Origin of the sequence: Burkholderia sp. FL-7-2-10-S1-D7 (assembly GCF_001524185.1) — a bacterium.
GTDB classification, from domain to species: Bacteria; Pseudomonadota; Gammaproteobacteria; order Burkholderiales; family Burkholderiaceae; genus Burkholderia; species Burkholderia diffusa.
Genome location: NZ_LOWY01000049.1, coordinates 131,365 through 153,833 on the forward strand (window position 1 = coordinate 131,365; position 22,469 = coordinate 153,833).

Below are 22,469 nucleotides of genomic sequence, written 5' to 3' on the forward strand. Positions count from 1 at the left end.
GCGCTACACTCGGGTTCCCGGCGGTGCCGCGTGCGCCGCGGACGCAGTCGCCGGCCGAATACGAACCAGAGAGACATCCCATGAAGCTCTACAGCTATTTCCGCAGTTCCGCGTCGTACCGCGTGCGGATCGCCCTGAACCTGAAGCAGCTGCCGTACGACACGGTTCCCGTGCACATGCTGCGCGACGGCGGCGAGCAATTGAAGGACGCCTACCGCGCGGTGAATCCGGATGCGGTCGTGCCGACGCTGATCGACGGCAATGCCACGCTGCAGCAATCGCTCGCGATCATCGAATATCTCGAGGAAACGCATCCCGAACCAGCGCTGTTGCCAAAGCAGCCGGTCGACCGCGCATATGTGCGGGCGATTGCGCTGCAGGTCGCGTGCGAGATCCATCCGCTGAACAACCTGCGCGTGCTCAAGTACCTGAAACACTCGCTGAACGTGTCCGAGGAAGCGAAGAACGACTGGTACCGGCACTGGATCGAGGCGGGTTTCGCATCGCTCGAGACACGCCTCGCGAACGATCCGCGCACCGGCAAGCTGTGCTTCGGTGACACGCCGACGCTCGCCGATATCTGCATCGTGCCGCAGGTGTTCAACGCGAACCGTTTCTCGATCGACACGACGCGCTTTCCGACGATCCAGCGGATCGCCGATCATGCGTCGACGCTCGACGCGTTCAAGGCCGCAGAGCCCGGCGTGCAGCCCGACGCCGAATGACGCCGTGGGTCAGCCAGCCGCCGGCCGACGGCTGGCGGACGCGCATGAAAAAGGGCGCCCGAAGGCGCCCCGTGCGGTGCGGGCCGGCGGCGTTCAGCCGAGCAGCGCGTCCGCGAATTCCACTGCGCTGAACGGCTGCAGGTCCTCGACTTTCTCGCCGACGCCGATGAAGTAGACGGGCACCGGGCGCTGCCGCGCGATCGCGGCGAGAATGCCGCCCTTCGCCGTGCCATCGAGCTTCGTGACGATCAGGCCCGTGAGGCCGAGTGCATCGTCGAATGCCTTCACCTGCGTGAGCGCGTTCTGGCCCGTGTTCGCGTCGATCACGAGCAGCACCTCGTGCGGCGCGCCATCGTGCGCCTTCGAGATCACGCGCTTCACCTTCTTCAGTTCTTCCATCAGGTGCAGCTGCGTAGGCAGGCGGCCGGCCGTGTCGGCCATCATCACGTCGATCCTGCGCGCGCGCGCCGCGCTGACCGCGTCGAAGATCACGGCAGCCGGGTCGCCGCTTTCCTGCTGGACGACCGTCACGTTGTTGCGCTCGCCCCAGACTGCCAGTTGTTCGCGCGCAGCCGCGCGGAACGTATCGCCCGCAGCCAGCAGCACCGACTGGTCGAAGCTCTGCAGATGCTTCGCGAGCTTGCCGATGCTGGTGGTCTTGCCTGCGCCGTTCACGCCCGTGATCATCATCACGAGCGGCTGTGCGCGGCCGAGCATCAGCGATTTCTCGAGCGGCTTCAGCAGTTCGACGAGCAGGTCGTGCAGCGCGCCCTTCACCTGCTGCGGATCGGTCAGCCGGCCCACGCGCACCTTCTCGCGCAGCGCGCCGAGCAGGTACTCGGTCGCATCGACGCCGGCGTCGGACATCAGCAGCGCGGCTTCGAGCTCTTCGTACAGGTCCTCGTCGATCTTCGTATTGACGAATACGCCGGTGATGCTCGAGCCCGTCTTCGCGAGGCCCGACTTCAGGCGCGCGAGCCACGATTTCTTCGCGGAGGCGTCCTGCGTCGGCGGCGGCACGATCTCGACCGCTTCGACGACTTCGTCGGTGCCGTCGTTGGTCGGCGTGACCGTCATCACGACGGCCGGCGCGGCCTGCTGCGGTTGCGCGGGGGCTTGCGGCGCTTCGATCGCCGGGCGCGTGTCGGATGGTTCGTCCGGTTGCGGCGCATCGATCGATTGCGATTCCGCGGAGTCGGGCTCCTGCGCTTTCTTGAATCGTTTGAAGAAGCTGAACATGGTCTGACGTCGGGAAGAGGGCGGGGCGCCGCTCGGGCGCAGCGCCGGACGGGCCGTCGTGCGTGCGCATGGCGGCCGAAACCGTGCATTTTATCAGTGCGGCGGCGCACTCGCGTCAGCCGGTGCCGCCGCTGTGGTAACGTGCGCCTGTTTGGCGGTGCGCCCTCTTGCGCACCCGGTCCCTCCGTTGTCGATATTCCGTATGTCCCGTTCCTCTTCCGGCCGCCCGACGGCCCCCACTGGCCGCGGCAAGCCGCACACGATCCGCATCATCGGCGGTGACTGGAAGCGCACGCCGCTCGCCGTGCTCGATCTCGACGGCCTGCGGCCGACGCCCGATCGCGTGCGCGAGACGCTGTTCAACTGGCTCGGCCAGGATCTCGAAGGCCGGCGCTGCCTCGACCTGTTCGCGGGCACCGGCGCGCTCGGGTTCGAGGCCGCGTCGCGCGGCGCGACGAGCGTCGTGATGGTCGAGCGCCACCCGCGCGCGGCGCAGCAACTGCGCGCGATCAAGGACAAGCTCGGCGCACGCTCGGTCGAGGTCGCGGAAGCCGACGCGCTGCGGCTCGCGGCCGGGCTGACCCCGGGTGCGTTCGACGTCGTGTTCCTCGATCCGCCGTTCGGTGAGCCGGCCGTGCTCGATCGCGCGATCGCACTGGCGGCGCCGCTCGTCGCGCCGGATGGCGCCCTGTACGTCGAGACGGGCGCGGAGCTCGACCCGGCCGCGCACGAAGCGCTGGCCGGTTGGCAGGTGGTGAAGCACGGCAAGGCGGGTGCGGTTCACTATCATTTGCTGCAGCGCGAAAATGATGAATAATGCGCGTTCCATACGAGGCGGCGCGCCGCAAAGGCGACGCATGCCCATCTCGGCAGCGGCGTGCGCGTCGCACGGCTGCCACCCCGTTTGCGTGATGACAGGAGGAGCGACATGGTAGTCGCCGTGTATCCCGGTACGTTCGATCCGCTGACACGCGGTCACGAAGACCTCGTGCGGCGTGCATCGAGCATTTTTGATACGCTGGTGGTCGGTGTTGCCGACAGCCGCGCGAAGAAGCCGTTTTTCTCGCTGGAAGAACGTCTGAAGATTGCGAACGAGGTGCTCGGCCATTATCCGAACGTGAAGGTGATGGGTTTCAAGGGCCTGTTGAAGGACTTTGTCCGCACCAACAACGCGCGCGTGATCGTGCGCGGCCTGCGTGCCGTGTCCGATTTCGAATATGAGTTCCAGATGGCGGGGATGAACCGCTATCTGTTGCCCGATGTCGAGACGATGTTCATGACGCCATCCGATCAGTATCAGTTCATCTCGGGGACGATCGTGCGCGAAATCGCGCAGTTGGGCGGCGATGTCAGCAAGTTCGTGTTCCCGTCCGTCGAGAAGTGGCTGACCGAGAAAGTCGCCGCGATGGGAGGCCCGGCCGCGTGACGCGGCGCCGGCCGGTTTCGTTGCGAAGCCGGCCGCTGGCCTGAAGAAGTGAGATCAGTATGTCTTTGATGATTACCGACGAGTGCATCAATTGCGACGTGTGCGAGCCAGAGTGCCCGAACGGCGCGATTTCGATGGGCCCGGATATCTACGTGATCGACCCCAACAAGTGCACCGAGTGCGTCGGCCATTTCGACGAACCGCAGTGCCAGCAGGTGTGTCCGGTCGAATGCATTCCGCGCGATCCGCAGCATGACGAATCGCACGCGCAGTTGATGGCGAAGTATCACGCGTTGATCGCCGCGAAGGGCGACGACGCGCAGTGACCGTGCGGTGACGCGCGCGTCGCAACGTCATGAATTGACTGACCGGCGCCGCTCGGCGCCGGTTCCACTTCTCCCTTCGCTTCAGCCGATCAGGTCGCGCAATGCCGCGACGAGCGCGTCGCATTCGGCGTCGGTGCCGACGGTGATGCGCAAATGCTGGTCGATGCGTGGCGCCCGGAAGTGCCGCACGAAAATTTCCCGATCCTTCAGCTTTGCCGCGATCGTGCCCGCATCGTGCGCGGGATGGCGCGCGAACACGAAATTCGCGCTCGACGGCACGATGTCGAAACCAAGTGCCTCCAGCGCGTGCGTGAGCCGTGCGCGACTGTCGATCACGCGTCGGCAGATTGCACCGAAGTAGTCGGTGTCTTCGTATGCCGCCTGCGCGGCGACCTGCGCGAGCCGGTCGAGCGGATAGGAATTGAAGCTGTCCTTCACACGATTCAGTGCGTCGATCAATGCCGCATCGCCGAACGCGAAGCCGACACGCATGCCCGCGAGCGAGCGCGCCTTCGACGTCGTGTGCACGACGAGCAGGTTCGGATGGCGGTCGATCAGCGTGATCGCGGATTGCGCGCCGAAATCGACGTACGCCTCGTCGATCAACACGACCGACGACGGGTTCGCGGCGGCAATCCGCTCAATGTCCGCGAGCGGCAGCGCGCGCCCGGTCGGTGCGTTCGGGTTCGGAAACAGCACGCCGCCGACATCGTCGAGATAGTCTTCGACACGGATCGAGAAGTCGTCCGCGAGCGGTACGATTGCGGTCTCGACACCGTAGAGGCGCGCGTAGGTCGGGTAGAAGCTGTACGAAATATCGGGAAAGCGCAGCGGCCGGTCATGCTTGAGCAGGGCCTGGAACGCGTGCGCGAGCACCTCGTCGGAGCCGTTGCCGACGAAGACCTGCTCGGGCTTGATGCGATGATGGGCCGCGACCGTCTCGCGCAGTGCGCGCGCGAGCGGGTCGGGATAACGGCGCAGCGTGTCGCCGGTGTCGCCGAGTTCGCGTGCGATCGCCGCGACGACGCGCGGCGAAGGCGGATAGGGATTCTCGTTGGTGTTCAGCTTGACGGGGTGTGCGAGTGCGGGCTGTTCGCCCGGCACGTAAGGCACGAGTTGCTGAACGACGTCGCTCCAGTAACGGCTCACCGCTTGGCTCCTGACGGGCAAAAACAGCCAGATTACCGCATGTGGATGCTGCGGTGCGCGATTGCGCACGACGGAGACGCCGCCCGGCGCAGCCGGACGGCACGTTGCACCATGCCGGTGCGGTGCGGCGTCAGTTGCGATGCAACTGCATCGTCGCGCGGTCGAGTTCGCCCTTGACGACCATCGGCATGACGGCGAGCGCGCGCTCGATCGATGCGTCGATCACGTCCTGCTCTTCGCGGCGCGGCGGCTTCAGCACGAAGTTCGCGACGTCGGGCTTCGCGCCGGCGCGCGCGCCTTCCGGGATCAGGTCGCGCGGATGGCCGATGCCGATGCGCAGGCGCCAGTACTGCTGCGACGACAGATGCGCGGTGATGTCCTTCAGACCGTTGTGACCGCCGCTGCCGCCGCCGAGCTTCAGCTTCACCGTGCCGGGCGGCAGATCGAGTTCGTCGTGTGCGACGAGGATCTGGTCGGGCAGGATCTTGAAGAAACTCGCGAGCGCGACGACCGACTGGCCGGAGCGGTTCATGTAGGTTTGCGGCTCGAGCAGGTGGACTTCCTCGCCGTGCAGGCGCGCCTTCGCGTAGAAGCCATGGAAGCGGCGCTCGTCGCGCAGCGTCGCGCCTGCTTCGCGGGCGAGCTGGTCGATCAGCCAGAAGCCGGCGTTGTGGCGCGTCGCAGTGTATTCTGCCCCGGGATTGCCGAGGCCGACGATCAGTTTGATCATGACGTTTCGTAGGCGGCAGCGCCCGCCTGGGCGCAGAAAAAGAAAAACCCGCCGGGCAAGCCGCGGCGGGTTGTGTCGACCGTTTCTTGAAACGGATCGAACGGGCGCGTAGGCGGCCGTTTAGGCAGCCGGCGTTTCGCCTTCGCCTGCTGCGTCCGACACGGCACCAGCCGGGACCGTCGCCGATGCGACAACCGGGTTTTCCGCGTCGACGTGCGCGACCAGCGTCACGCCGTTCGGCAGTGCGATGTCCTTCGCGTGCAGCGACTGACCTGCTTCGATCTTCGACAGATCGACTTCGAGGAATTCCGGCAGAGCCGACGGCAGGCACTCGACTTCGATTTCCGTCGCGACGTGCGAGACGATTGCGCTCGACAGCTTCACTGCCGGGCTGACTTCAGCGTTCAGGAAGTGCAGCGGCACCTTCGTGTGCAGCTTCTTCTTCGCGTCGACGCGCTGGAAGTCCACGTGCAGCACGAGTTGCTTGAACGGGTGGTATTGCACGTCGCGCAGCAGAACCTGTTGCGACTGGCCAGCCACTTCGAGTTCGAGGATCGACGAGTGGAATGCTTCCTTCTTCAGTGCGTGCCACAGCGCGTTGTGATCGAGTTCGATCTTTTGCGGGGCTGCTTCGCCACCGTAGACGATACCCGTGGTCTTACCGGCGTTGCGCAGGCGGCGGCTCGCACCCGTACCTTGCTGTTGGCGCTCGAAAGCGACGACTTTCATGTGATTCTCCATTAGCTGCCCGCGACCAGGCAGTAAAACGGGGCCGGCGAAATGGCGGCCCCCGATGAAACGGACGGGGCTTCGTCTATCCCGTCCGATTGTGCAAAAAGCGAAGCGTTGCCGCTTCGCTTTCCGCGCATGCTTTGTCTTGTCGTTCCGCGATCAGGATTCCGCGAACAGCGACATCACCGAGTCGCCGCGGCGAATCCGCGAGAACGTTTCGGCCAGCAGGCTCGCGCTCGTCAGCGAGCGGATCTTCGAGCACGCCAGCGATTCGGCCGACAGCGGAATCGTATCGGTGACGACCAGCTCGTCGAGTGCCGATGCGGCGATGCGGTCGGCGGCGCCGCCCGACAGAACCGGGTGCGTCGCGTACGCGAACACCTGCTTCGCACCGCGATCCTTCAGCACTTGCGCGGCCTTGCAGAGCGTGCCGGCCGTATCGACCATGTCGTCCATGATCACGCAGGTGCGGCCTTCGACTTCACCGATGATGTTCATCACTTCGGCGACGTTCGCCTTCGGACGACGCTTGTCGATGATCGCGAGATCGCAGTTGAGCTGCTTCGCGAGTGCCCGGGCACGGACCACGCCGCCGACGTCCGGCGACACGACGAGCAGATCCGAGTAGTTCTGCTTGCGCAGGTCGCCCAGCAGGATCGGCGTTGCGTAGATGTTGTCGACCGGGATGTCGAAGAAGCCTTGAATCTGGTCGGCGTGCAGATCCATCGTGATGATCCGCTCGACGCCGGCGATTTCCAGCATGTTCGCGACGACCTTCGCCGAGATCGCGACGCGCGCCGAGCGCGGGCGACGGTCCTGGCGGGCATAGCCGAAGTAGGGGATGGCGGCAGTGATCCGGCCGGCGGACGCACGCTTGAGCGCGTCGACCATGATCATCAGTTCCATCAGATTGTCGTTCGTCGGCGCGCACGTGGATTGCAGGACGAAGACGTCCTTGCCGCGCACGTTTTCCTGGATCTCGACCTGGATCTCGCCGTCGGAGAAACGGCTGACCATTGCTTTGCCGAGGGGGATTCCAAGGATATTGACGACTTCCTGGGCGAGCGCGGGATTCGCGTTGCCAGTAAAGACCATCAAGCCATCATGGCTGTGGCTGCTCATCGTGCACCTGCTTCAGGCTTAGGCGGGAAATGCGGGAAAATTTTTGGCAGGGGAGGAAGGACTCGAACCCTCGCATGCCGGAATCAAAATCCGGTGCCTTGACCAACTTGGCGACTCCCCTACACTCAACTGATAACTTCACCGGACATGTAGGCTATCCGATAAAGCAAAACTTCATGACGCGAAAGCGAAGAGCGGATGCTCGTTCAGGCTCTCGGCAACTGCACCGTTCCAACCGGTGGGCAGCTTGGCTTTCGCCGCTTCTGCCTCGTGCCTGCTACGAAACGCTGCAAACACGCTTGCTCCGGAGCCGGTCATCCTCGCGGGGGTCACATCATACAACCATTTGACCACCTGCGCAACTTCCGCGTACTTACTTGTCACAACTTGCTGCATGTCGTTCCGACCGAAGCTATCTGGCCATCCCGCATCGCTGCTTTGCTGTGCAAGAAAGTCCGTAATTGTGACGCGCTTCGTATCTCTTGTCAACAACTCATCTGAAAAAATTTCAGCGGTGGGGACATGAACTCGTGGCGTCACAACCAAGAACCAGCGAGTCGGCAATTCTACCTCAGCTAATTCTTCTCCGATACCCTCTGCGAACGCATTTTTTCCAAAAACAAAGAACGGGACGTCCGCGCCGAGTTTCACCGCGAGCGACTGCAGTTCCGTGCGCGGCAGATCGAGTTGCCACAGACGGTTCAGCGCGAGCAGCGTCGTCGCCGCGTCGGAGCTGCCGCCGCCGAGGCCCGCGCCCATCGGCAGGCGCTTGTCGATCTCGATGTCGACGCCGGCCGTGGTGCCCGTGTGCGTTTTCAGCAGGTTGGCCGCGCGCACGACGAGATCGCTTTCCTCGGGCACGCCCGGCACGTCGGTGACGCGTGCGACGCGACCGTCGTCACGCAGCGTGAAGTGCAGCGTATCGCCCCAGTTCAGCAGCTGGAACACGCTCTGCAGATCGTGATAGCCGTTCGGTCGACGGCCGGTGATGTGCAGGAACAGGTTGAGTTTCGCGGGCGCAAGGCAGTTGCGCAGCGAGCGGGTCGAATCGGTCATGCGTATGTCGGGGCTAGGTTCACGTGCTTACTGGTCGAGCACGAGCTTGATGTCGAGCGGCGGCGTCGCGCGCACGAGGTTGACGCGTTTGACGCCCGTCGCCGGTGCGTCTGCGTAGGCGAGATAGTCGATCGTCCAGCCGTCCTGGCGGATCTGCTTGACGTGCGTCGTGTCCGCCGGGTCGCGCACCGTCTGCGCGGGCGTCGCGGGCGCGGGCGTTGGCAGCAGCCAATAGCGCAGACCGGCCAGCGGCAGCGAGAAGCCGAGCGCATTCTGCATCAGTTCGCCGACGTCCGTCGCGTATTGCGGCTGGCGGTTCGGCAGTTCGAGCGATGCGGCCTGCGGCGTCGATTTCACGACCGCGAGCGTCTGGCCGAGCGGGCTGCGCAGTTCGAGCGACACGTCGTCGCCGTGCTCCTGCCAGTCGAAGTTGCCGTACACGTTCTGCGGTCGGCCGAGGCTGTCGCTGTACTGCACCGCGAAGCGGCCGTGGTACGCGTGTGTCGCGGCCGTCTGCAGCACGGCGCCCGACGGCGCATTTGCCGACGGCGGCGTGCTCGCGCAGCCGACGAGCGCGAGCGCGGCGCCGGCCGCGGCCAGCGCGTGCAGCGCGCGGGAAGACGGGGAAAGCATCGGGAACATCCGCATCAGAGGCCGTTGACCTGCAGGCGCTTGAGCGTCTGCACGAGCGTGTCGTTGTCGGGTTCGAGCTTCTGCGCGGCACGCCACGCGACGCGCGCGTCCTCCTGCGCGCCGCTCTTCCACAGCACTTCGCCGAGGTGCGCGCCGATCTCGGCGTTCGGCTGCAGTTCGTACGCGCGCCGCAGCACCTTCGTCGCGCCGGCCGTGTCGCCCATCCGGTACTTCACCCAGCCGAGGCTGTCCATGATGTACGCGTCGTTCGGCGCGAGCGACAGGGCCTTGTCGATCAGCTTGCTGGCCTCGGGCAGGCGCTGGTTGCGATCGGCCAGCGAATAGCCGAGCGCGTTGTACGCCTGCGGGTTGTCGGGCTGCGTGCGGATCAGCTCGCGCAGCTGCTTTTCCATCGCCGCGTAGTGGCCGGTCTTCTCGGCCGCCATGGCGTAGTCGTAGCGCAGGTCGGGATCGTCCGGGAAATCCTGGACTGCCTGCGCGAGTCGCGCCTCGGCTTCCGGATAGCGCTTCGCGGTGAACAGGATCGACGCATCGGTGCGTGCGACCACGGCCGCATCGCGCGGATCGCTGATCGGCAGGTCGTCGAGCACCTTGCGCGCCTCGTCGGTCTTGCCCTGTTTCTGCAGCAGCTGCGCGCGCGTGATCTGCGCGGGCAGGTAGTGCTGGCTCGTCTGGTCGACCTTGTCGAGCCATTGCGACGCCTGCACGTCGTTGCCCTGTTCGATCGAGATCTGCGCGAGGTAGATGTAGCCCTGGCCGACGTCGAGGTTCGGCTGCTTGTCGCCGAGCTGCACGTACTGTTTCAGGTACGCGCTCGCATCGTCGAGCTTCTTCTGCTGGATCTTGATCAGCGCGAGCGCCATCAGCGGAGTCGGGTCCTTCGAGTCGAGCTTGCGCATCGTCTCGAACTGCTTCTGCGCGTCGTCGAGGCGGTCGTCGGCGAGATAGAGCTGCGACAGAGCGAGGCGCGCATCGCGCGACTTCGGATTCTGCTGAACATATTTCTCGAACGACGCGATGCCGGCCGCGCGCTCGGCGGGCCCCATCTGCGACAGCATCAGCGCCGCCGGCAGATAGTCGGGGCGGATCTGCAGCGCCTGCTTCAGCGACTGCGCCGCGCCTTCCTTGTCGTCGACCGCGAGTTGCTGCCGCGCGATCGCGAGCTGCGCCTCGGGGCGGTTCATGTCGTTCTTCAGCATGTCCTTCAGCACCGCGAGGCCGCCGACGCGGTCGGCGCCGCGCACCAGCAGTGCCTGCAGCGCGAGGATCGCGGGGCCGCGCGTTTCGCCGGTCGCGCGGGCCAGTTCGCGCGCGAGCATCGGCTGCGCGTCGGCCGGCTTGCCGGCGAGCACGAGCAGCGCGGCGTCGACTTGCGATGCGCGGTTCGAATCGGGTGCGTACTGGCGCCACAGATTGGCCGCCGACAGCGCGTCGGCCGGGCTTTGCGCGCCGAGCGCGATCTCGGTCGCACGCTGCGCCATGCGGGGGTCGCGCGTGTCGCGGGCGAGCGCGAGGTAGGTCTGGTAGGCCGGCGCAGGCTGGTTGCGCTGGAGCGCGACCTCGGCGGCCAACACCTGATAGACGATCTGGCTCGTCAGCGGGACACCCGGGAGATCCTTGTTCTCGTCCGGCATTACGTGCTCGAACGCGCCCTGCGGCTCCGCGTCGTCCGATGCCGGATTCTGCGCGTGTGCCGGTAAGGCGGTGAGGGTCCACGCGGCGAGCAGCCAGGCGCCGAGCGCACGGCGGACCGGGAAGGCGCGCGCGCCGCGCACGGCGGCGGGGCGCTTCAGAAGCAGCTTCGAGGGCAGAGTCATGGAAATCCGTTCGATGTTTCAACCGATTGTAACGCGCTCGCTACAATACACGCACGATCGTGAATCCCGTCTCAGACCCGCAAAACATGCCAGAGTTGCCAGAAGTCGAAGTCACGCGCCGGGGCATCGAGCCCTTTGTCGCGGGCCGCCGCGTCGAGCGTGTCGACGTCCGTACCGCGATGCTGCGCTGGCCCGTGCCGGCGGAGCTCGCCGAGCAATTGCGCGCGCGCGAGGTGCTCGCCGTCGAGCGTCGCGGCAAGTATCTGCTGTTCGAGGTCGACGCGGGCTGGTTCATCGTTCATCTCGGGATGACGGGCACGCTGCGCGTGCTGCCCGCAGCCGGCGTGCCGGTCGCCGCGAAACACGACCACATCGACTGGATCTTCGACGAATTCGTGCTCCGGTTCCGCGATCCACGCCGTTTCGGCGCGGTGCTGTGGCACCCACGCGAAGCGGGCGACGTGCATGCGCATCCGCTGCTCGCCAGCCTCGGCGTCGAGCCGTTCTCGCCGGCGTTCACCGGCGCGCTGCTGCACGCGCGCACGCGCGGCCGCACGGTGTCGGTCAAGCAGGCGCTGCTCGCGGGCAACATGGTCGTCGGCGTCGGCAACATCTATGCGTCGGAGAGCCTGTTTCGCGCGGGCATCCGGCCGACGACCGCCGCCGGCAAGGTGTCGCTGCCGCGCTACGAGCGGCTGGCCGACGCGGTGCGCGCGACCCTCGCCGACGCGATCGAGCGCGGCGGCAGCACGCTGCGCGATTTCGTCGGCAGCAACGGCGAAAGCGGCTATTTCCAGCTCGACTGCTTCGTCTACGACCGGGCGGGGCTACCTTGCCGCACCTGCGGCACGCCGATCCGCCAGATCGTGCAGGGGCAGCGCTCGACCTATTTCTGCCCGACCTGCCAGCGCTGAGTCGCGCGTTGCAACCTCTTTCCAAAGATTCGAACACTTGAAGCCGCCCCGCATTGCTCCCGCTCCGTTCCCCGTCACACCGCTGCATCGCACGTTCGCCACGCGCCTGATCGCCTGGCAGCGCGTGCACGGTCGCCACGACCTGCCGTGGCAGAACACCCGCGATCCCTACTGGATCTGGCTGTCGGAAATCATGCTGCAGCAGACGCAGGTCTCGACCGTCGTCCCGTATTACACGCGCTTTCTCGAGCGCTTTCCCGACGTCGCCGCGCTCGCGGCCGCGCCGTCCGACGACGTGATGGCGCTGTGGGCCGGGCTCGGCTACTACTCGCGCGCACGCAACCTGCATCGCTGCGCGCAGGTCGTCGTCGCCGAGCATGGCGGCGTATTCCCGTCGACGCCGGAAGCGCTCGCCGAACTGCCGGGCATCGGCCGTTCGACGGCCGCGGCGATTGCGTCGTTTGCCTATGGTGCGCGCGCAACGATCCTCGACGGCAACGTGAAGCGCGTGCTGGCGCGGGTGTTCGGCGTCGAAGGCTTTCCGGGCGAGAAGCGCGTCGAGAACGACATGTGGGCGCTTGCGGAATCGCTGCTGCCGGATGCCGCGAACGCGGCCGACGTGAGTGCCTATACGCAGGGGCTGATGGATCTCGGCGCGACGCTGTGCGTGCGCGGCAAGCCGGATTGCGCGCGCTGCCCGTTCGCGGGCGACTGTGTCGCGCGATCGACGGGCCGGCAGCGCGAACTTCCGGCTGCGCGGCCGAAGAAGGCGGTGCCGACGCGCAAGACCTGGATGCTCGTGCTGCGCGACGGCGACGCCGTGCTGCTCGAGCGGCGTCCGCCGGCCGGCATCTGGGGCGGCCTGTGGTGCCTGCCGCAGGCAGACGGCGATGCGGCACTCGCGGAACTCGCACGCGGTTTCGGCGGCGGTGGCCCGGTGCCGCTCGCGCCGTTCACGCACACGTTCACGCATTTCCGGCTCGAGATCGAGCCGCGGCTGAGCGATGTGGCGAACGGCGGGCGGCCGCTCACGCATGTGCAGGATGCCGAGACGGCGTGGGTGCCGTTGGCGGGGCTCGATGCGTACGGCGTGCCGGCGCCCGTGCGCAAACTGCTCGATGCGTTGAGCGGGCCGCTGCTGTAAAGAACGGGGGAAGGGCGCGGCGCCCTCACGAAAGCGCCGGGCCGCCGCGGGTGTTTTGCCCGCCAGGATGATTCGCTCGGCGACGCCGCTGCGACGCGCCTGGCCAGCCGAGGCTTACAGCCATCCGTGCCGGTCGAGTATGTGGTGCACGGCATCGATCCGCGCGCCGACGTCCGGAAATTCCATCAATTTCTGCCGCGCACGCAGGTCGAGCGGCAGCAGTTCGGCGAGGCGGTTCGATACCCAGCTCGGGTCGTCTAGGCGAAACGGTTCGGCGAACGGCATCTTGTCCGGTTCGGATTTCTTCAGCGCTTCGATGATGCGCTCCAGCACCTCGGCACACGAGCCGAATTGCGCGAGCGCCTGTTCACCTTCGAGCGGGATGTCGTCGGGCAGCGGCTCCGCGATCCCGACCAGCAGCCCGTTGCCTTCGACGCGATACGACAGCAGCTCGAATCGCTGCGTGCCGATCGCCTGCAGATACAGCATCCCGAATTCGCCGGTATCGCACTCGGTGATACGCGCCATGCAGCCGATCGTCTCGGGCACCGACACGGCGCCGTCCTGCGCGACTTCGGGCCCGCTCTTGAGCAGGCACACGCCGAACGGCGCGTCGTCGCGCAGGCATGCGCGGGACATGTCGAGGTAGCGCGCCTCGAACACCTTGAGCGGCAGCCAGCCACCGGGGAACAGCACCGTATGCAGCGGAAACAGCGGCAGGTCGATCAGGGTGGTCGATAGCGTGGACATGGCGCACCGGCAAGAGGGCGGTGTCGCTAAGGTCGTTCGACCTCGGCGACGAGCCGCGACGACGCGTCGACATCCACGGGCGCGTCACGATGCCGCACGATCACGTTCGCATCGTGCGCGAGTCGCGCGGCGAGCGTTTCCGCGATGAACACCGAGCGATGCTGACCGCCCGTGCAGCCGATGGCGACGGTCAGGTAGCTGCGGTTGTCTTCGCGAAAGTGCGGGAGCCATTTCGTCAGGAACGCATGGATGTCGTCGATCATCTGGTGGACGATCGGCAGTGCGTCGAGAAAGGCGATGACCGGCTGGTCCAGCCCGGTGAGCGGGCGCAGCTCATGGTCGTAGTACGGGTTCGGCAGCGCGCGCACGTCGAACATCAGGTCGGCATCGAGCGGCACGCCGCGCTTGAAGCCGAACGACTCGAACATCACCATCAGGTCGTTGTTCTTCTGCTCGATGAAGCGCTTGACCCACGTGCGCAGCACGTTCGCGCGCAGCGTGCTGGTATCGATCTGGTGGCCGAATTCGGCGAGCGGCGCGACCAGCTCGCGTTCGCGCTCGATCGCTTCCTCGAGCGACGACAGCAGCCCGACGTTCGCGTCGTGCGACGGCGAGCCCGACAGCGGGTGGCGCCGGCGCGTTTCGGAGAAGCGCTGGATCAGCGCCTGCGTGCTCGCGTTGAGGAACAGCACGCGGACATCGTGCTCGAGCGACAGCGCGCGGATCAGGCCGGGCATTTCGTCCAGCGACGCGCTCGAACGCGCGTCGATCGCGACCGCGAGCCGGTGCTGGCCACCGTCGGCCAGGTAGCGGGCGAGTTCGGGAAGCACGTGCGGCGGCAGGTTGTCGACGCAGTAGTAGCCTGCGTCTTCGAGCGCGTTCAGCGCGACGGACTTGCCTGAGCCGGAGATGCCGGTGATAAGGACGATGCGCATGGGAAGCAGAGAATCCTGACGTTTCATCATAGCACCGGCTCGACGCGTCGGCGCTGCGAGGCCGGCGCGGGGAGCATTACACGAGCTTGCCGGGGAACTGACTGTCGGGATCCTGCATCGCGAGTCGTTGCCGATCCATGAAATCGCGCAACGTGTCGATTCCGCGCAACTGCAGGATCGTATTCCGCACGGCCGCCTCGACGAGCACCGCGAGGTTGCGGCCGGCCGCAACCTGGATCGTGACCTTGCTGATCGGCAGGCCGAGCACGTCGACCGTCTGGCTTTCCAGCGGCAGCCGCTGGAATTCGCCGTCCGGGCGGCGCACGAGCTGGACGATGAGCTTCAGCTTCATTTTCCGGCGCACCGCCGTTTCACCGAAGATCGTCTTGATGTCGAGCAGGCCGAGGCCGCGCACTTCGAGCAGGTTCTGCAGCAGCGGCGGGCAGCGGCCTTCGACGAAATCGGGGCCAAGTCGGACGAAATCGACGGCGTCGTCGGCGACGAGGCCGTGGCCGCGACTGATGAGTTCGAGGCCCAGTTCGCTCTTGCCGAGCCCGGAGTCGCCGGTGAGCAGCACGCCCATCCCGAGGATGTCGAGGAACACGCCGTGCAGCGTCGCGCGCGGCGCGAGGATGCGCGACATGTAGAGCCGCAGGCTGTCGATCACCGCGGCGGCCGACATCGGCGTCGTGAACAGCGGCGTGGACGAGCGCGTGCAGCGCAGCACGAGTTCGGGCGGCGCCGCAGCGCCGCCGGCGACGACGAGGAACGGTGGCTCGAGGGCGATCAGCTCGGCCATGTGGCGCGAACGGTCTTCGTCGGTCTGCCGCTGGTAGTAGTCGATTTCGGCTTCGCCGAGCACCTGGATCCGGTTCGGGTGGATCAGGTTCAGGTGGCCGACGAGGTCGGCGCTCGACGTTGCGTTGGCGACGGTGTCGGCCGAAAAACCGCGCTCCCAGCCTTCATGCCCCGTCAGCCAGCTCAGCTTCAGCGTGGCCGCGTTGTCGTCGAAGATGCTCTGGGCGTTGATGCTGGACGTATCCATGACTCTCGTCACTCCAATGGGCCGGTGTGCAGGCGCGCGGCGACGGACGTCGCCATACCGGGCGGCCCTGGACGATGGCGTGTGCCGCCTCGTACCGGAAAAATTCCGCCCGGATCAGCTCAAGGTTGCCACTGAGTGAGCAGGCGATGCAACTCGGCGATATCCGTTTCGTTGTGCAGACGCTCGCGCGCGTCGCGATCGGACAGCAGTTGCGCGATTTCCGACAGGATCTCGAGGTGCTGCTGGGTGGCTTGCTCGGGGACGAGCAGGAAAATCAGGAGACCGACGGGCTGGCCGTCGGGCGCTTCGAACGGGATCGCGTCGGCCAGCCGCACGAACGCGGCGAGCGGGTGCTTGAGCCCCTTGATGCGCCCGTGCGGAATCGCGACGCCTTCGCCGAGCCCGGTCGAACCGAGGCGCTCGCGCGCGAACAGGTTATCCGTGACGGTGCTGCGGGCGATGCCGTTCTGATTCTCGAAGATCAACCCGGCTTGTTCGAAGACGCGTTTCTTGCTGGTGACGGAGAGGTCGATGACGACGTTCTCTATGGGCAGGATTTTAGCTAGGCGATTCATGTTGGCAGGCGATTGGGCGGCCTGGGGTCTCCTTGCGGCGGCAGACTGATTTTCCATGTTCGGCGATATCAAGGCGTTCGGCATCGGAAACCTGCAAGGCAGCTACCGCACCCAACGCCCCCCGGCGATAACCGGAACATTATAGAGCACAGCCGCGCGCGTGGCGCGGCATGGACGGACCGGTCGCACCACTGCCGCTCGGACACAAAAAAAACGCCCGGCGAACCGGGCGGCGTGTGTATTGCGGTGAATGTTATTGCGGCGGCAGTTCGATCTGGTCGATCGACGGCTGCAGCTTGATCGGGTCGTGCGCATGGGTCTGCAGACGCTCCATGTGCTTGACGACCTGGCGATCCAGCTTGTCGATCAACAGATCGATCGCAGCGTACAGGTTGCCGTTCGCGCTTTCGACGAAGATGTCCTTGCCCTTCAGATGCAGGTTGATTTCCGCGCGCTGCTGCTTGTCCTTTTCCTTGTGATTGTCGACCGAGAGGATCACAGTGCCATCGATCACCTGATCGCTATGCCGTAGCACCCGGTCCAGCTTGGTGATCACGTATTCGCGAATTGCAGGCGTGACTTCGAGATGATGTCCACTGATCTTCAGGTTCATAGTGCTTCTCCAAGCGAGTGACCACCCGGCCGCATCGAGGCGGCGCTCCGGTCGACTTGCCCCTGCCGCAGGTAGCGGCATATTCGCGGACAAGTCGCCCGGCCTGTTCCCCGTGTGCGCGGTGGCCGGAACACGCCTGCCGCCGGGCAGGCAGCAGGCTTAAAGAGACTTGCGCAGATTCACTGCCGGGATTTTGAGGGCTTCGCGATATTTGGCAACCGTGCGGCGCGCGACCACGAATCCCTGTTCTGCCAGCAGCTCGGCAATGCGGCTGTCCGAAAGTGGCGATTTTGGGTCTTCAGCTCCTATCAGTTGCTTGATCAGGGCTCGGATGGCGGTCGACGATGCGGCGCCTCCGGTGTCGGTCGAAACGTGTGATCCGAAGAAGTACTTAAATTCAAGCGTCCCGAACGGGGTCAGCATGTACTTGCCAGTTGTCACACGGCTGACAGTCGACTCGTGTAGGCCCAGCGTATCAGCTATTTCCCGCAAAACCAAGGGGCGCATGGCAATTTCACCGTGCGCAAAGAAATTCTTCTGACGTTCGACAATAGCCTGCGCGACACGCAGGATCGTGTCGAATCGCTGCTGGATGTTCTTGATCAGCCAGCGTGCTTCCTGGAGTTGCTGTTTCAACGATCCGGCCGACGGGTCGCCGCGGCTGTTGCGCAGGATGTTCGCGTACAGGTTGTTGATTCGCAGGCGCGGCATCACTTCCGGATTGAGTTCCGCGAGCCAGCCCTGGCCGGCCTTCTTCACGATGATGTCGGGCACGACGTAATCGGCCTCGGCCTTGCCGTACGCGGCGCCGGGGAACGGCTCCAGCGAGCGGATCAGCGCGTGCGCGTCGCGCAGTGCGTCGTCGGTCGCCTTCAGGTGCTTGCGCAGCCGCGTGAAGTCGCGCGCGGCGAGCAGTTCGAGATGCTGCGACACGATCTCGAGCGCGAGCGTGCGTGTCGGGGACGGATCGAGGCGCAGCAACTGCAGCTTCAGGCATTCGGACGCCGAGCGGGCACCGACCCCGGCAGGATCGAAGCTGTGCAGCAGCGCGAGCGCTGCGTTCAGTTCGTCGCAGTCGATTTCCAGTTCCGGCGGCAGGTCGGCGAGCACTTCGTCGAGGGAGGCGGTCAGGTAGCCGTCGTCGTCGAGCGATTCGATCAGGAACATCACGAGCGCGCGATCGCGCGGGCTGGCCTGCGTGACGCGCAATTGCGCGGACAGGTGGTCGCGCAACGACGTCGCGGCTTCCTGCACCTGCAGCGGCGGGAGGTCGTCGTCGTCCGATGCGCCGCTCGAGCGGCCGAACTCGTCGAGATTCCACTGCGGGCCGTCGCCGGCGTCGCCCGATGCGTAGCTGTCGTATTCGTCGGCGGCGGCCGGTTCGTCGCGCTCGGCACGATCGCTCGACTGGCTGCTACCGTTCGCGGCGCCCGACTCGGTATTCTGGCTGGGCGGCGTCTGCGCGATCAGCGATCCGTCCGCCGCGACGCGCAGCGGACTCGCGATCCAGTCGTCATCGTTCTCGAGCAGCGGATTTTGCGCGACAGCCATCGCGACTTCCTGCTGCAGTTCGAGCGTCGACAACTGCAGCAGCCGGATCGACTGCTGCAGTTGCGGTGTCAGTGCCAGGTGTTGCGACAGGCGGAGTTGAAGGCTGGCTTTCATGGCAGAGAGGGAGTCATACCGGCAGTTTGCCACGACCCAGGTGCCTTGAGCCATCCGCGATTACGCGCGGCGCGGCGCACGGCCCCAGGCCGGGGCCGCCGGGCGCCGGAGGGGGCGGCCAGCCGCGGGGGACGTTACATGCGGAAGTGTTCGCCGAGGTACACGCGGCGCACGCTTTCGTTTTCGATGATTTCGCTCGGCGCGCCGGCGGCGAGCACCGAACCGTCGCTGATGATGTATGCGTGGTCGCAGATGCCGAGCGTTTCGCGGACGTTGTGATCGGTAATCAACACGCCGATGTTACGCTGCTTCAGGAACTTGACGATCTTCTGGATCTCGAGCACTGCGATCGGGTCGACGCCGGCGAACGGTTCGTCGAGCAGGATGAAGTTCGGGTTGGTCGCCAGCGCGCGCGCGATTTCGACGCGACGGCGTTCGCCGCCCGACAGCGACAGCGCCGGGTTCTCGCGCAGGTGGCCGATCTGCAGCTCGTCGAGCAGCGCCTCGGTGCGCGCGGCGATCGCGTCCTTCGACAGCCGCTTGCCGTCGTCGCCGTGCTGCAGTTCGAGCACCGCGCGGATGTTTTCCTCGACGGTCAGCTTGCGGAACACCGACGCTTCCTGCGGCAAGTACGACAGGCCGAGCGACGCACGCTTGTGGATCGGCAGCAGGCTGATCGAGCTGCCGTTCAGCGAGATCTCGCCCGCGTCGAGCGGCACGAGGCCGACGATCATGTAGAACGACGTCGTCTTGCCGGCGCCGTTCGGGCCGAGCAGGCCGACGACTTCGCCGCTCTTCACGTCGAGCGACACGTCCTTCACGACCGTGCGCGAGCCGTAGCGTTTCTTCAGGTTGCGGACGACGAGCGAGCTCGTCGTGCCGGCCGGCTGGCGGTTCGAAAGCGCGCTCATTGGCCCGGCGCTCCCTGGATCGTGGTCGACGGCGACAGCTTCGCCGGCGCGCCGTTCAGCTGCCCGGGGCCACCGTTCTTCGGCGACAGCATCGCGCGCACGCGGCCGTTCGGGTTGCCCGGTGCCGCCACGTCCTTGCCGCCCTTCGCGGTGTAGAAGTCGCGCTGGCCGTCGTACGTGATCACGCTGCCGTGAACGGTGTCGGCGATCGTCGACGTGCCCTGCAGGCGACGCACGGTCGCGGCGGTGGTCAGCGTCGTCAGGTCCTGCTTGCCATCGTAGTCGATGCGCTCGGCGTCGCCGTCGATGTATTCGTCGAGACCTTCGCGTTTCTGACGGAACGTCGCGTGCTTCTTGCCGCTGCCGAACGACGTCGCGTACTGATAGCCTTCGGGATCCTGGCGCACTTCGACGCGGTCGCCCTTGATGATGATCGTGCCTTTCGTGATCACGACGTTGCCGGTCGCGACCGTCACCTGCTTCAGGTCGTCATAGGTCAGGTTGTCCGCCTCGACGTTGATCGGCTTGTTCTGGTCGGCCTTCTCGGCATGGGCGAGCGGCGCCAGCCCGACGAGCGGGAGCGCCACGAGCGTCGCGGCGAGCGCGGCGCGGACGGCGCGCGCAGCGCCGCCGGAATTCTGTCGAGGGAACGGTTCGTTCATGCAGTCACGTGAGGGATGCGTCACCTGGATTGACCTTTCGAGCCGCCGGACGTGTCCGCCGCGGCGATCGTGCCGCGCACGTTGCCGTAAAGCTCGATGACCCGGGTGACGTTGTTGTACTTCATGCCGTCGGTCGCGTTGACGAGCGACAGGCCGCGCTGAAGTTTAACCGGCTTTTCGGTCTGGATCACATCGTCATTGACGAAGATCCGGAAATGCTGGGAATCGGCCTGCATCTGCGGATCGCCGCCGCCGGCCATGCGCAGGATGCGCGCGTCGTCGTACAAGTCGACGATCGACACGTCGCCGTTGACGGTGCCGCGCTTCGCGGTGGTCGTCACGACCGGCTTGCCGGGCTGGAATGCGCGCATGGCCGGATCGGTCAGGTCGCTGTTTTCGGTGTCTTCGTAATGAACCAGCTTCGCGGCCGTCAGCCGATACTGCGTCGTGCCCGTCTGGTCGAGCTCGGTGACCGAGAAGTTGTCCGCGAAATAGTCGGGCGTGTGGCGCTTCGGCTGCACGGTGCCTTCGCCGGGCGGCGGCAGCGTCGCCTGCAGCAGCCACCACGTGATGCCCGCGAGCGCGGCGACCGCGACGAGCGGCAGCAGCTGGGTCCAGCGGAAATGCGTGTTCATCCGTCAGGCTCCGCAGGCAGCGGCGAGCAGCGCGTCGTAGCGGCGCTGCGCGCGCAGGATCGCGTCGCAGACTTCGCGCACCGCGCCATGGCCGCCGCGGGCCTCGGCCACCCAGTGCGCGCGGGCGATCACCTCGGGGTGCGCGTTGGCCGGTGCCGTCGCGAAGCCGCAGCGCAGCATCACCGGCAGGTCGGGCCAGTCGTCGCCCATATAGCCGCAGGCGTCGGCCGTGATGCCGAGCGACGCGATCAGGTCGCCGAACACGGCGAGCTTGTTCTCGACGCCCTGGAACAGATGCGCGATCTTCATTTCCTTCGCGCGGGCCGCGACGATTTCCGAGCGACGGCCGGTGATGATCGCGGTCGCGATGCCGGCCTCGCCGAGCAGCTTCACGCCGTGGCCGTCGAGCGAATTGAACGACTTCATCGCGTCGCCTGCCGCGGTAAACAACAGGCCGCCGTCGGTCAGCACGCCGTCGACGTCGAAAACCATCAGCTTCACGCGGCTCGCGCGTTCGGCCGCAGTCAGCGCTGCGCTCATCAGATCACCTTCTTCGAAAACAGGTCGTGCATGTTCAGCGCGCCGATCAGCACGCCGTCGGCATCGACCACCAGCATCTGGTTGATCCGGTGGCGCTCCATCAGTTCCACGGCCTCGACCGCGAGATGGTCGGGGCCGATCGTCCGCGGCTTGCGCGTCATCACGTCGACGATCGGCAGCGTGCGGAAATCACCGTCGCGCGCCAGCACGCGGCGCAGGTCGCCGTCGGTGAAGATGCCGGCCACGCGGCCGTCGGCGTCCACCACGGCGGTCATGCCCAGTCGCTTCGCGGTGATCTGGAACAGTGCGTCCGACAGCGTCGCGTCGAGCCCGACGCGCGGAACGTCGTCGCCCGAGCGCATCACGTCGCGCACGTGCGTGAGCAAGCGCCGGCCGAGCGCGCCGCCCGGATGCGAGCGCGCGAAATCCTCGGAGCCGAAGCCGCGCGCGTCGAGCACCGCGACGGCGAGCGCGTCGCCGAGCGCGAGCGCGGCGGTCGTGCTCGCGGTGGGGGCGAGGTTCAGCGGACAGGCTTCCTTCGAGACCGCGGCGTTCAGGTTCACGTCGGCGAGCGTGCCGAGGCTCGATTCCGCACGGCCGGTGATCGCGATCAGCTTCGCGCCGATCCGTTTCACGAGCGGCAGGATCGCGACGAGTTCTTCCGACTCGCCGGAATAGGAGATGCCGATGAAGACGTCGTCCGACGTGACCATGCCGAGGTCGCCGTGGCTGGCCTCGGCCGGGTGGACGAAGAAGGCCGGCGTGCCGGTGCTCGCCAGTGTGGCCGCGATCTTGCGGGCGATATGCCCGGATTTGCCGATGCCGGATACGACGACGCGGCCGCGGCAGCCGAGCAGCAGCGCGACGGCCTGGACGAAGTCGCCGTCGAGCTGGTCGCGCAGCGCGCGCACGGCGTCCGCCTCGATGTCGAGCACGTCGCGGGCGAGCGCGAGCGCCCGATCATCATTGATTTTCGCTATCATGCGCGGAGTATAGCAAAGGCGTTTGTTCGCCGCGCCGCGCCTTCGGACTCGTCCGATGCCGCATGCCCACCGCCACCACCCGCGCCCGCATTGCCGTGGCCCCGACGAACGAGGACGCTTC

Annotated in this window: 25 protein-coding genes and 1 tRNA gene; 6 read left to right on the plus strand and 20 right to left on the minus strand. The window is 66.2% G+C overall.

The window, feature by feature from the left end:
- Nucleotides 1-80 precede the first annotated feature (80 nt).
- Nucleotides 81-725, plus strand: a complete 645-nt coding sequence (maiA, locus tag WS75_RS17555; RefSeq protein ID WP_059681671.1) for a maleylacetoacetate isomerase — start codon at nucleotides 81-83, stop codon at nucleotides 723-725.
- 93 nt (nucleotides 726-818) lie between these two features.
- Here maiA and ftsY read toward each other — a convergent pair whose 3' ends face one another.
- Nucleotides 819-1,964 (minus strand): signal recognition particle-docking protein FtsY, encoded by a 1,146-nt coding sequence (ftsY, locus tag WS75_RS17560; protein ID WP_059681672.1) that lies wholly within the window; start codon nucleotides 1,962-1,964, stop codon nucleotides 819-821.
- Between the two features lie 202 nt (nucleotides 1,965-2,166).
- On the opposite strand from ftsY, the gene rsmD reads away from it, so the two are divergent.
- From rsmD to WS75_RS17575, 3 genes are all read left to right on the plus strand, one after another.
- Nucleotides 2,167-2,781, plus strand: coding sequence for a 16S rRNA (guanine(966)-N(2))-methyltransferase RsmD (rsmD, locus tag WS75_RS17565; protein WP_059681673.1), 615 nt, complete (start codon nucleotides 2,167-2,169; stop codon nucleotides 2,779-2,781).
- 111 nt (nucleotides 2,782-2,892) lie between these two features.
- Nucleotides 2,893-3,390: a pantetheine-phosphate adenylyltransferase gene (coaD, locus tag WS75_RS17570; protein WP_006398238.1), complete on the plus strand. Its 498-nt coding sequence runs from the start codon at nucleotides 2,893-2,895 to the stop codon at nucleotides 3,388-3,390.
- 59 nt (nucleotides 3,391-3,449) lie between these two features.
- The gene (locus WS75_RS17575) at nucleotides 3,450-3,716 is read left to right on the plus strand and encodes a YfhL family 4Fe-4S dicluster ferredoxin (RefSeq protein ID WP_059681674.1); all 267 of its coding nucleotides are present in this window, start codon (nucleotides 3,450-3,452) and stop codon (nucleotides 3,714-3,716) included.
- An 81-nt stretch (nucleotides 3,717-3,797) separates the two neighbouring features.
- Here the strand turns inward: WS75_RS17575 and hisC are convergent, their stop codons facing one another.
- The 8 genes from hisC to WS75_RS17615 form a co-directional block, all read right to left on the minus strand.
- The gene (gene hisC / locus WS75_RS17580; protein WP_059681675.1) at nucleotides 3,798-4,865 is read right to left on the minus strand and encodes a histidinol-phosphate transaminase; all 1,068 of its coding nucleotides are present in this window, start codon (nucleotides 4,863-4,865) and stop codon (nucleotides 3,798-3,800) included.
- A 130-nt stretch (nucleotides 4,866-4,995) separates the two neighbouring features.
- Nucleotides 4,996-5,595 carry an aminoacyl-tRNA hydrolase gene (gene pth / locus WS75_RS17585; RefSeq protein ID WP_059451462.1) on the minus strand — a complete coding sequence of 200 codons (600 nt, stop codon included), beginning with the start codon at nucleotides 5,593-5,595 and terminating at the stop codon, nucleotides 4,996-4,998.
- A 120-nt stretch (nucleotides 5,596-5,715) separates the two neighbouring features.
- Complete coding sequence (locus WS75_RS17590; protein WP_059681699.1) at nucleotides 5,716-6,324, minus strand: 50S ribosomal protein L25/general stress protein Ctc; 609 nt, start codon at nucleotides 6,322-6,324, stop codon at nucleotides 5,716-5,718.
- A gap of 162 nt (nucleotides 6,325-6,486) precedes the next feature.
- Nucleotides 6,487-7,449, minus strand: coding sequence for a ribose-phosphate pyrophosphokinase (locus tag WS75_RS17595; protein ID WP_059681676.1), 963 nt, complete (start codon nucleotides 7,447-7,449; stop codon nucleotides 6,487-6,489).
- Between the two features lie 44 nt (nucleotides 7,450-7,493).
- A tRNA-Gln gene (locus tag WS75_RS17600) sits at nucleotides 7,494-7,570 on the minus strand.
- A 53-nt stretch (nucleotides 7,571-7,623) separates the two neighbouring features.
- Nucleotides 7,624-8,505, minus strand: coding sequence for a 4-(cytidine 5'-diphospho)-2-C-methyl-D-erythritol kinase (ispE, locus tag WS75_RS17605; protein WP_059681677.1), 882 nt, complete (start codon nucleotides 8,503-8,505; stop codon nucleotides 7,624-7,626).
- Nucleotides 8,506-8,532: 27 nt separating this feature from the next.
- Nucleotides 8,533-9,153 (minus strand): lipoprotein insertase outer membrane protein LolB, encoded by a 621-nt coding sequence (lolB, locus tag WS75_RS17610; protein ID WP_059681678.1) that lies wholly within the window; start codon nucleotides 9,151-9,153, stop codon nucleotides 8,533-8,535.
- Entirely contained in the window at nucleotides 9,153-10,976 is a 1,824-nt protein-coding gene (locus WS75_RS17615) for a tetratricopeptide repeat protein (RefSeq protein WP_059681679.1), read from the minus strand. The genes lolB and WS75_RS17615 overlap by 1 nt, the downstream gene beginning before the upstream one ends.
- An 86-nt stretch (nucleotides 10,977-11,062) precedes the next feature.
- Between WS75_RS17615 and mutM the strand changes: the two genes are divergently transcribed.
- Complete coding sequence (mutM, locus tag WS75_RS17620) at nucleotides 11,063-11,890, plus strand: bifunctional DNA-formamidopyrimidine glycosylase/DNA-(apurinic or apyrimidinic site) lyase (protein ID WP_059598837.1); 828 nt, start codon at nucleotides 11,063-11,065, stop codon at nucleotides 11,888-11,890.
- 37 nt (nucleotides 11,891-11,927) lie between these two features.
- Nucleotides 11,928-13,034 carry an A/G-specific adenine glycosylase gene (mutY, locus tag WS75_RS17625; protein WP_059681680.1) on the plus strand — a complete coding sequence of 369 codons (1,107 nt, stop codon included), beginning with the start codon at nucleotides 11,928-11,930 and terminating at the stop codon, nucleotides 13,032-13,034.
- A 114-nt stretch (nucleotides 13,035-13,148) separates the two neighbouring features.
- Here mutY and WS75_RS17630 read toward each other — a convergent pair whose 3' ends face one another.
- The 11 genes from WS75_RS17630 to kdsD all read right to left on the minus strand — a co-directional run bounded on the left by WS75_RS17630 (nucleotide 13,149) and on the right by kdsD (nucleotide 22,348).
- Entirely contained in the window at nucleotides 13,149-13,784 is a 636-nt protein-coding gene (locus WS75_RS17630; protein WP_059681681.1) for an LON peptidase substrate-binding domain-containing protein, read from the minus strand.
- 26 nt (nucleotides 13,785-13,810) lie between these two features.
- Nucleotides 13,811-14,719, minus strand: coding sequence for an RNase adapter RapZ (gene rapZ / locus WS75_RS17635; RefSeq protein WP_059526093.1), 909 nt, complete (start codon nucleotides 14,717-14,719; stop codon nucleotides 13,811-13,813).
- A 76-nt stretch (nucleotides 14,720-14,795) separates the two neighbouring features.
- Nucleotides 14,796-15,764, minus strand: coding sequence for an HPr(Ser) kinase/phosphatase (gene hprK / locus WS75_RS17640; RefSeq protein WP_010090664.1), 969 nt, complete (start codon nucleotides 15,762-15,764; stop codon nucleotides 14,796-14,798).
- Nucleotides 15,765-15,883: 119 nt separating this feature from the next.
- Complete coding sequence (locus WS75_RS17645) at nucleotides 15,884-16,423, minus strand: PTS sugar transporter subunit IIA (protein WP_059598834.1); 540 nt, start codon at nucleotides 16,421-16,423, stop codon at nucleotides 15,884-15,886.
- Nucleotides 16,424-16,592: 169 nt separating this feature from the next.
- Nucleotides 16,593-16,952, minus strand: a complete 360-nt coding sequence (gene hpf / locus WS75_RS17650) for a ribosome hibernation-promoting factor, HPF/YfiA family (RefSeq protein WP_006477786.1) — start codon at nucleotides 16,950-16,952, stop codon at nucleotides 16,593-16,595.
- 159 nt (nucleotides 16,953-17,111) lie between these two features.
- On the minus strand, nucleotides 17,112-18,617 hold the full coding sequence (locus WS75_RS17655; RefSeq protein WP_059681682.1) for an RNA polymerase factor sigma-54: 1,506 nt from the start codon (nucleotides 18,615-18,617) through the stop codon (nucleotides 17,112-17,114).
- Nucleotides 18,618-18,751: 134 nt separating this feature from the next.
- Nucleotides 18,752-19,528: an LPS export ABC transporter ATP-binding protein gene (lptB, locus tag WS75_RS17660; protein WP_059681683.1), complete on the minus strand. Its 777-nt coding sequence runs from the start codon at nucleotides 19,526-19,528 to the stop codon at nucleotides 18,752-18,754.
- Nucleotides 19,525-20,190, minus strand: a complete 666-nt coding sequence (lptA, locus tag WS75_RS17665; RefSeq protein WP_059464489.1) for a lipopolysaccharide transport periplasmic protein LptA — start codon at nucleotides 20,188-20,190, stop codon at nucleotides 19,525-19,527. The genes lptB and lptA overlap by 4 nt, the downstream gene beginning before the upstream one ends.
- A gap of 20 nt (nucleotides 20,191-20,210) precedes the next feature.
- Nucleotides 20,211-20,825, minus strand: coding sequence for an LPS export ABC transporter periplasmic protein LptC (gene lptC / locus WS75_RS17670; RefSeq protein ID WP_059681684.1), 615 nt, complete (start codon nucleotides 20,823-20,825; stop codon nucleotides 20,211-20,213).
- A 3-nt stretch (nucleotides 20,826-20,828) separates the two neighbouring features.
- Nucleotides 20,829-21,365 (minus strand): KdsC family phosphatase, encoded by a 537-nt coding sequence (locus tag WS75_RS17675; RefSeq protein ID WP_059681685.1) that lies wholly within the window; start codon nucleotides 21,363-21,365, stop codon nucleotides 20,829-20,831.
- The gene (gene kdsD / locus WS75_RS17680) at nucleotides 21,365-22,348 is read right to left on the minus strand and encodes an arabinose 5-phosphate isomerase KdsD (RefSeq protein ID WP_059681686.1); all 984 of its coding nucleotides are present in this window, start codon (nucleotides 22,346-22,348) and stop codon (nucleotides 21,365-21,367) included. Before kdsD ends, WS75_RS17675 begins: the two co-directional genes overlap by 1 nt.
- Nucleotides 22,349-22,469 lie beyond the last annotated feature (121 nt).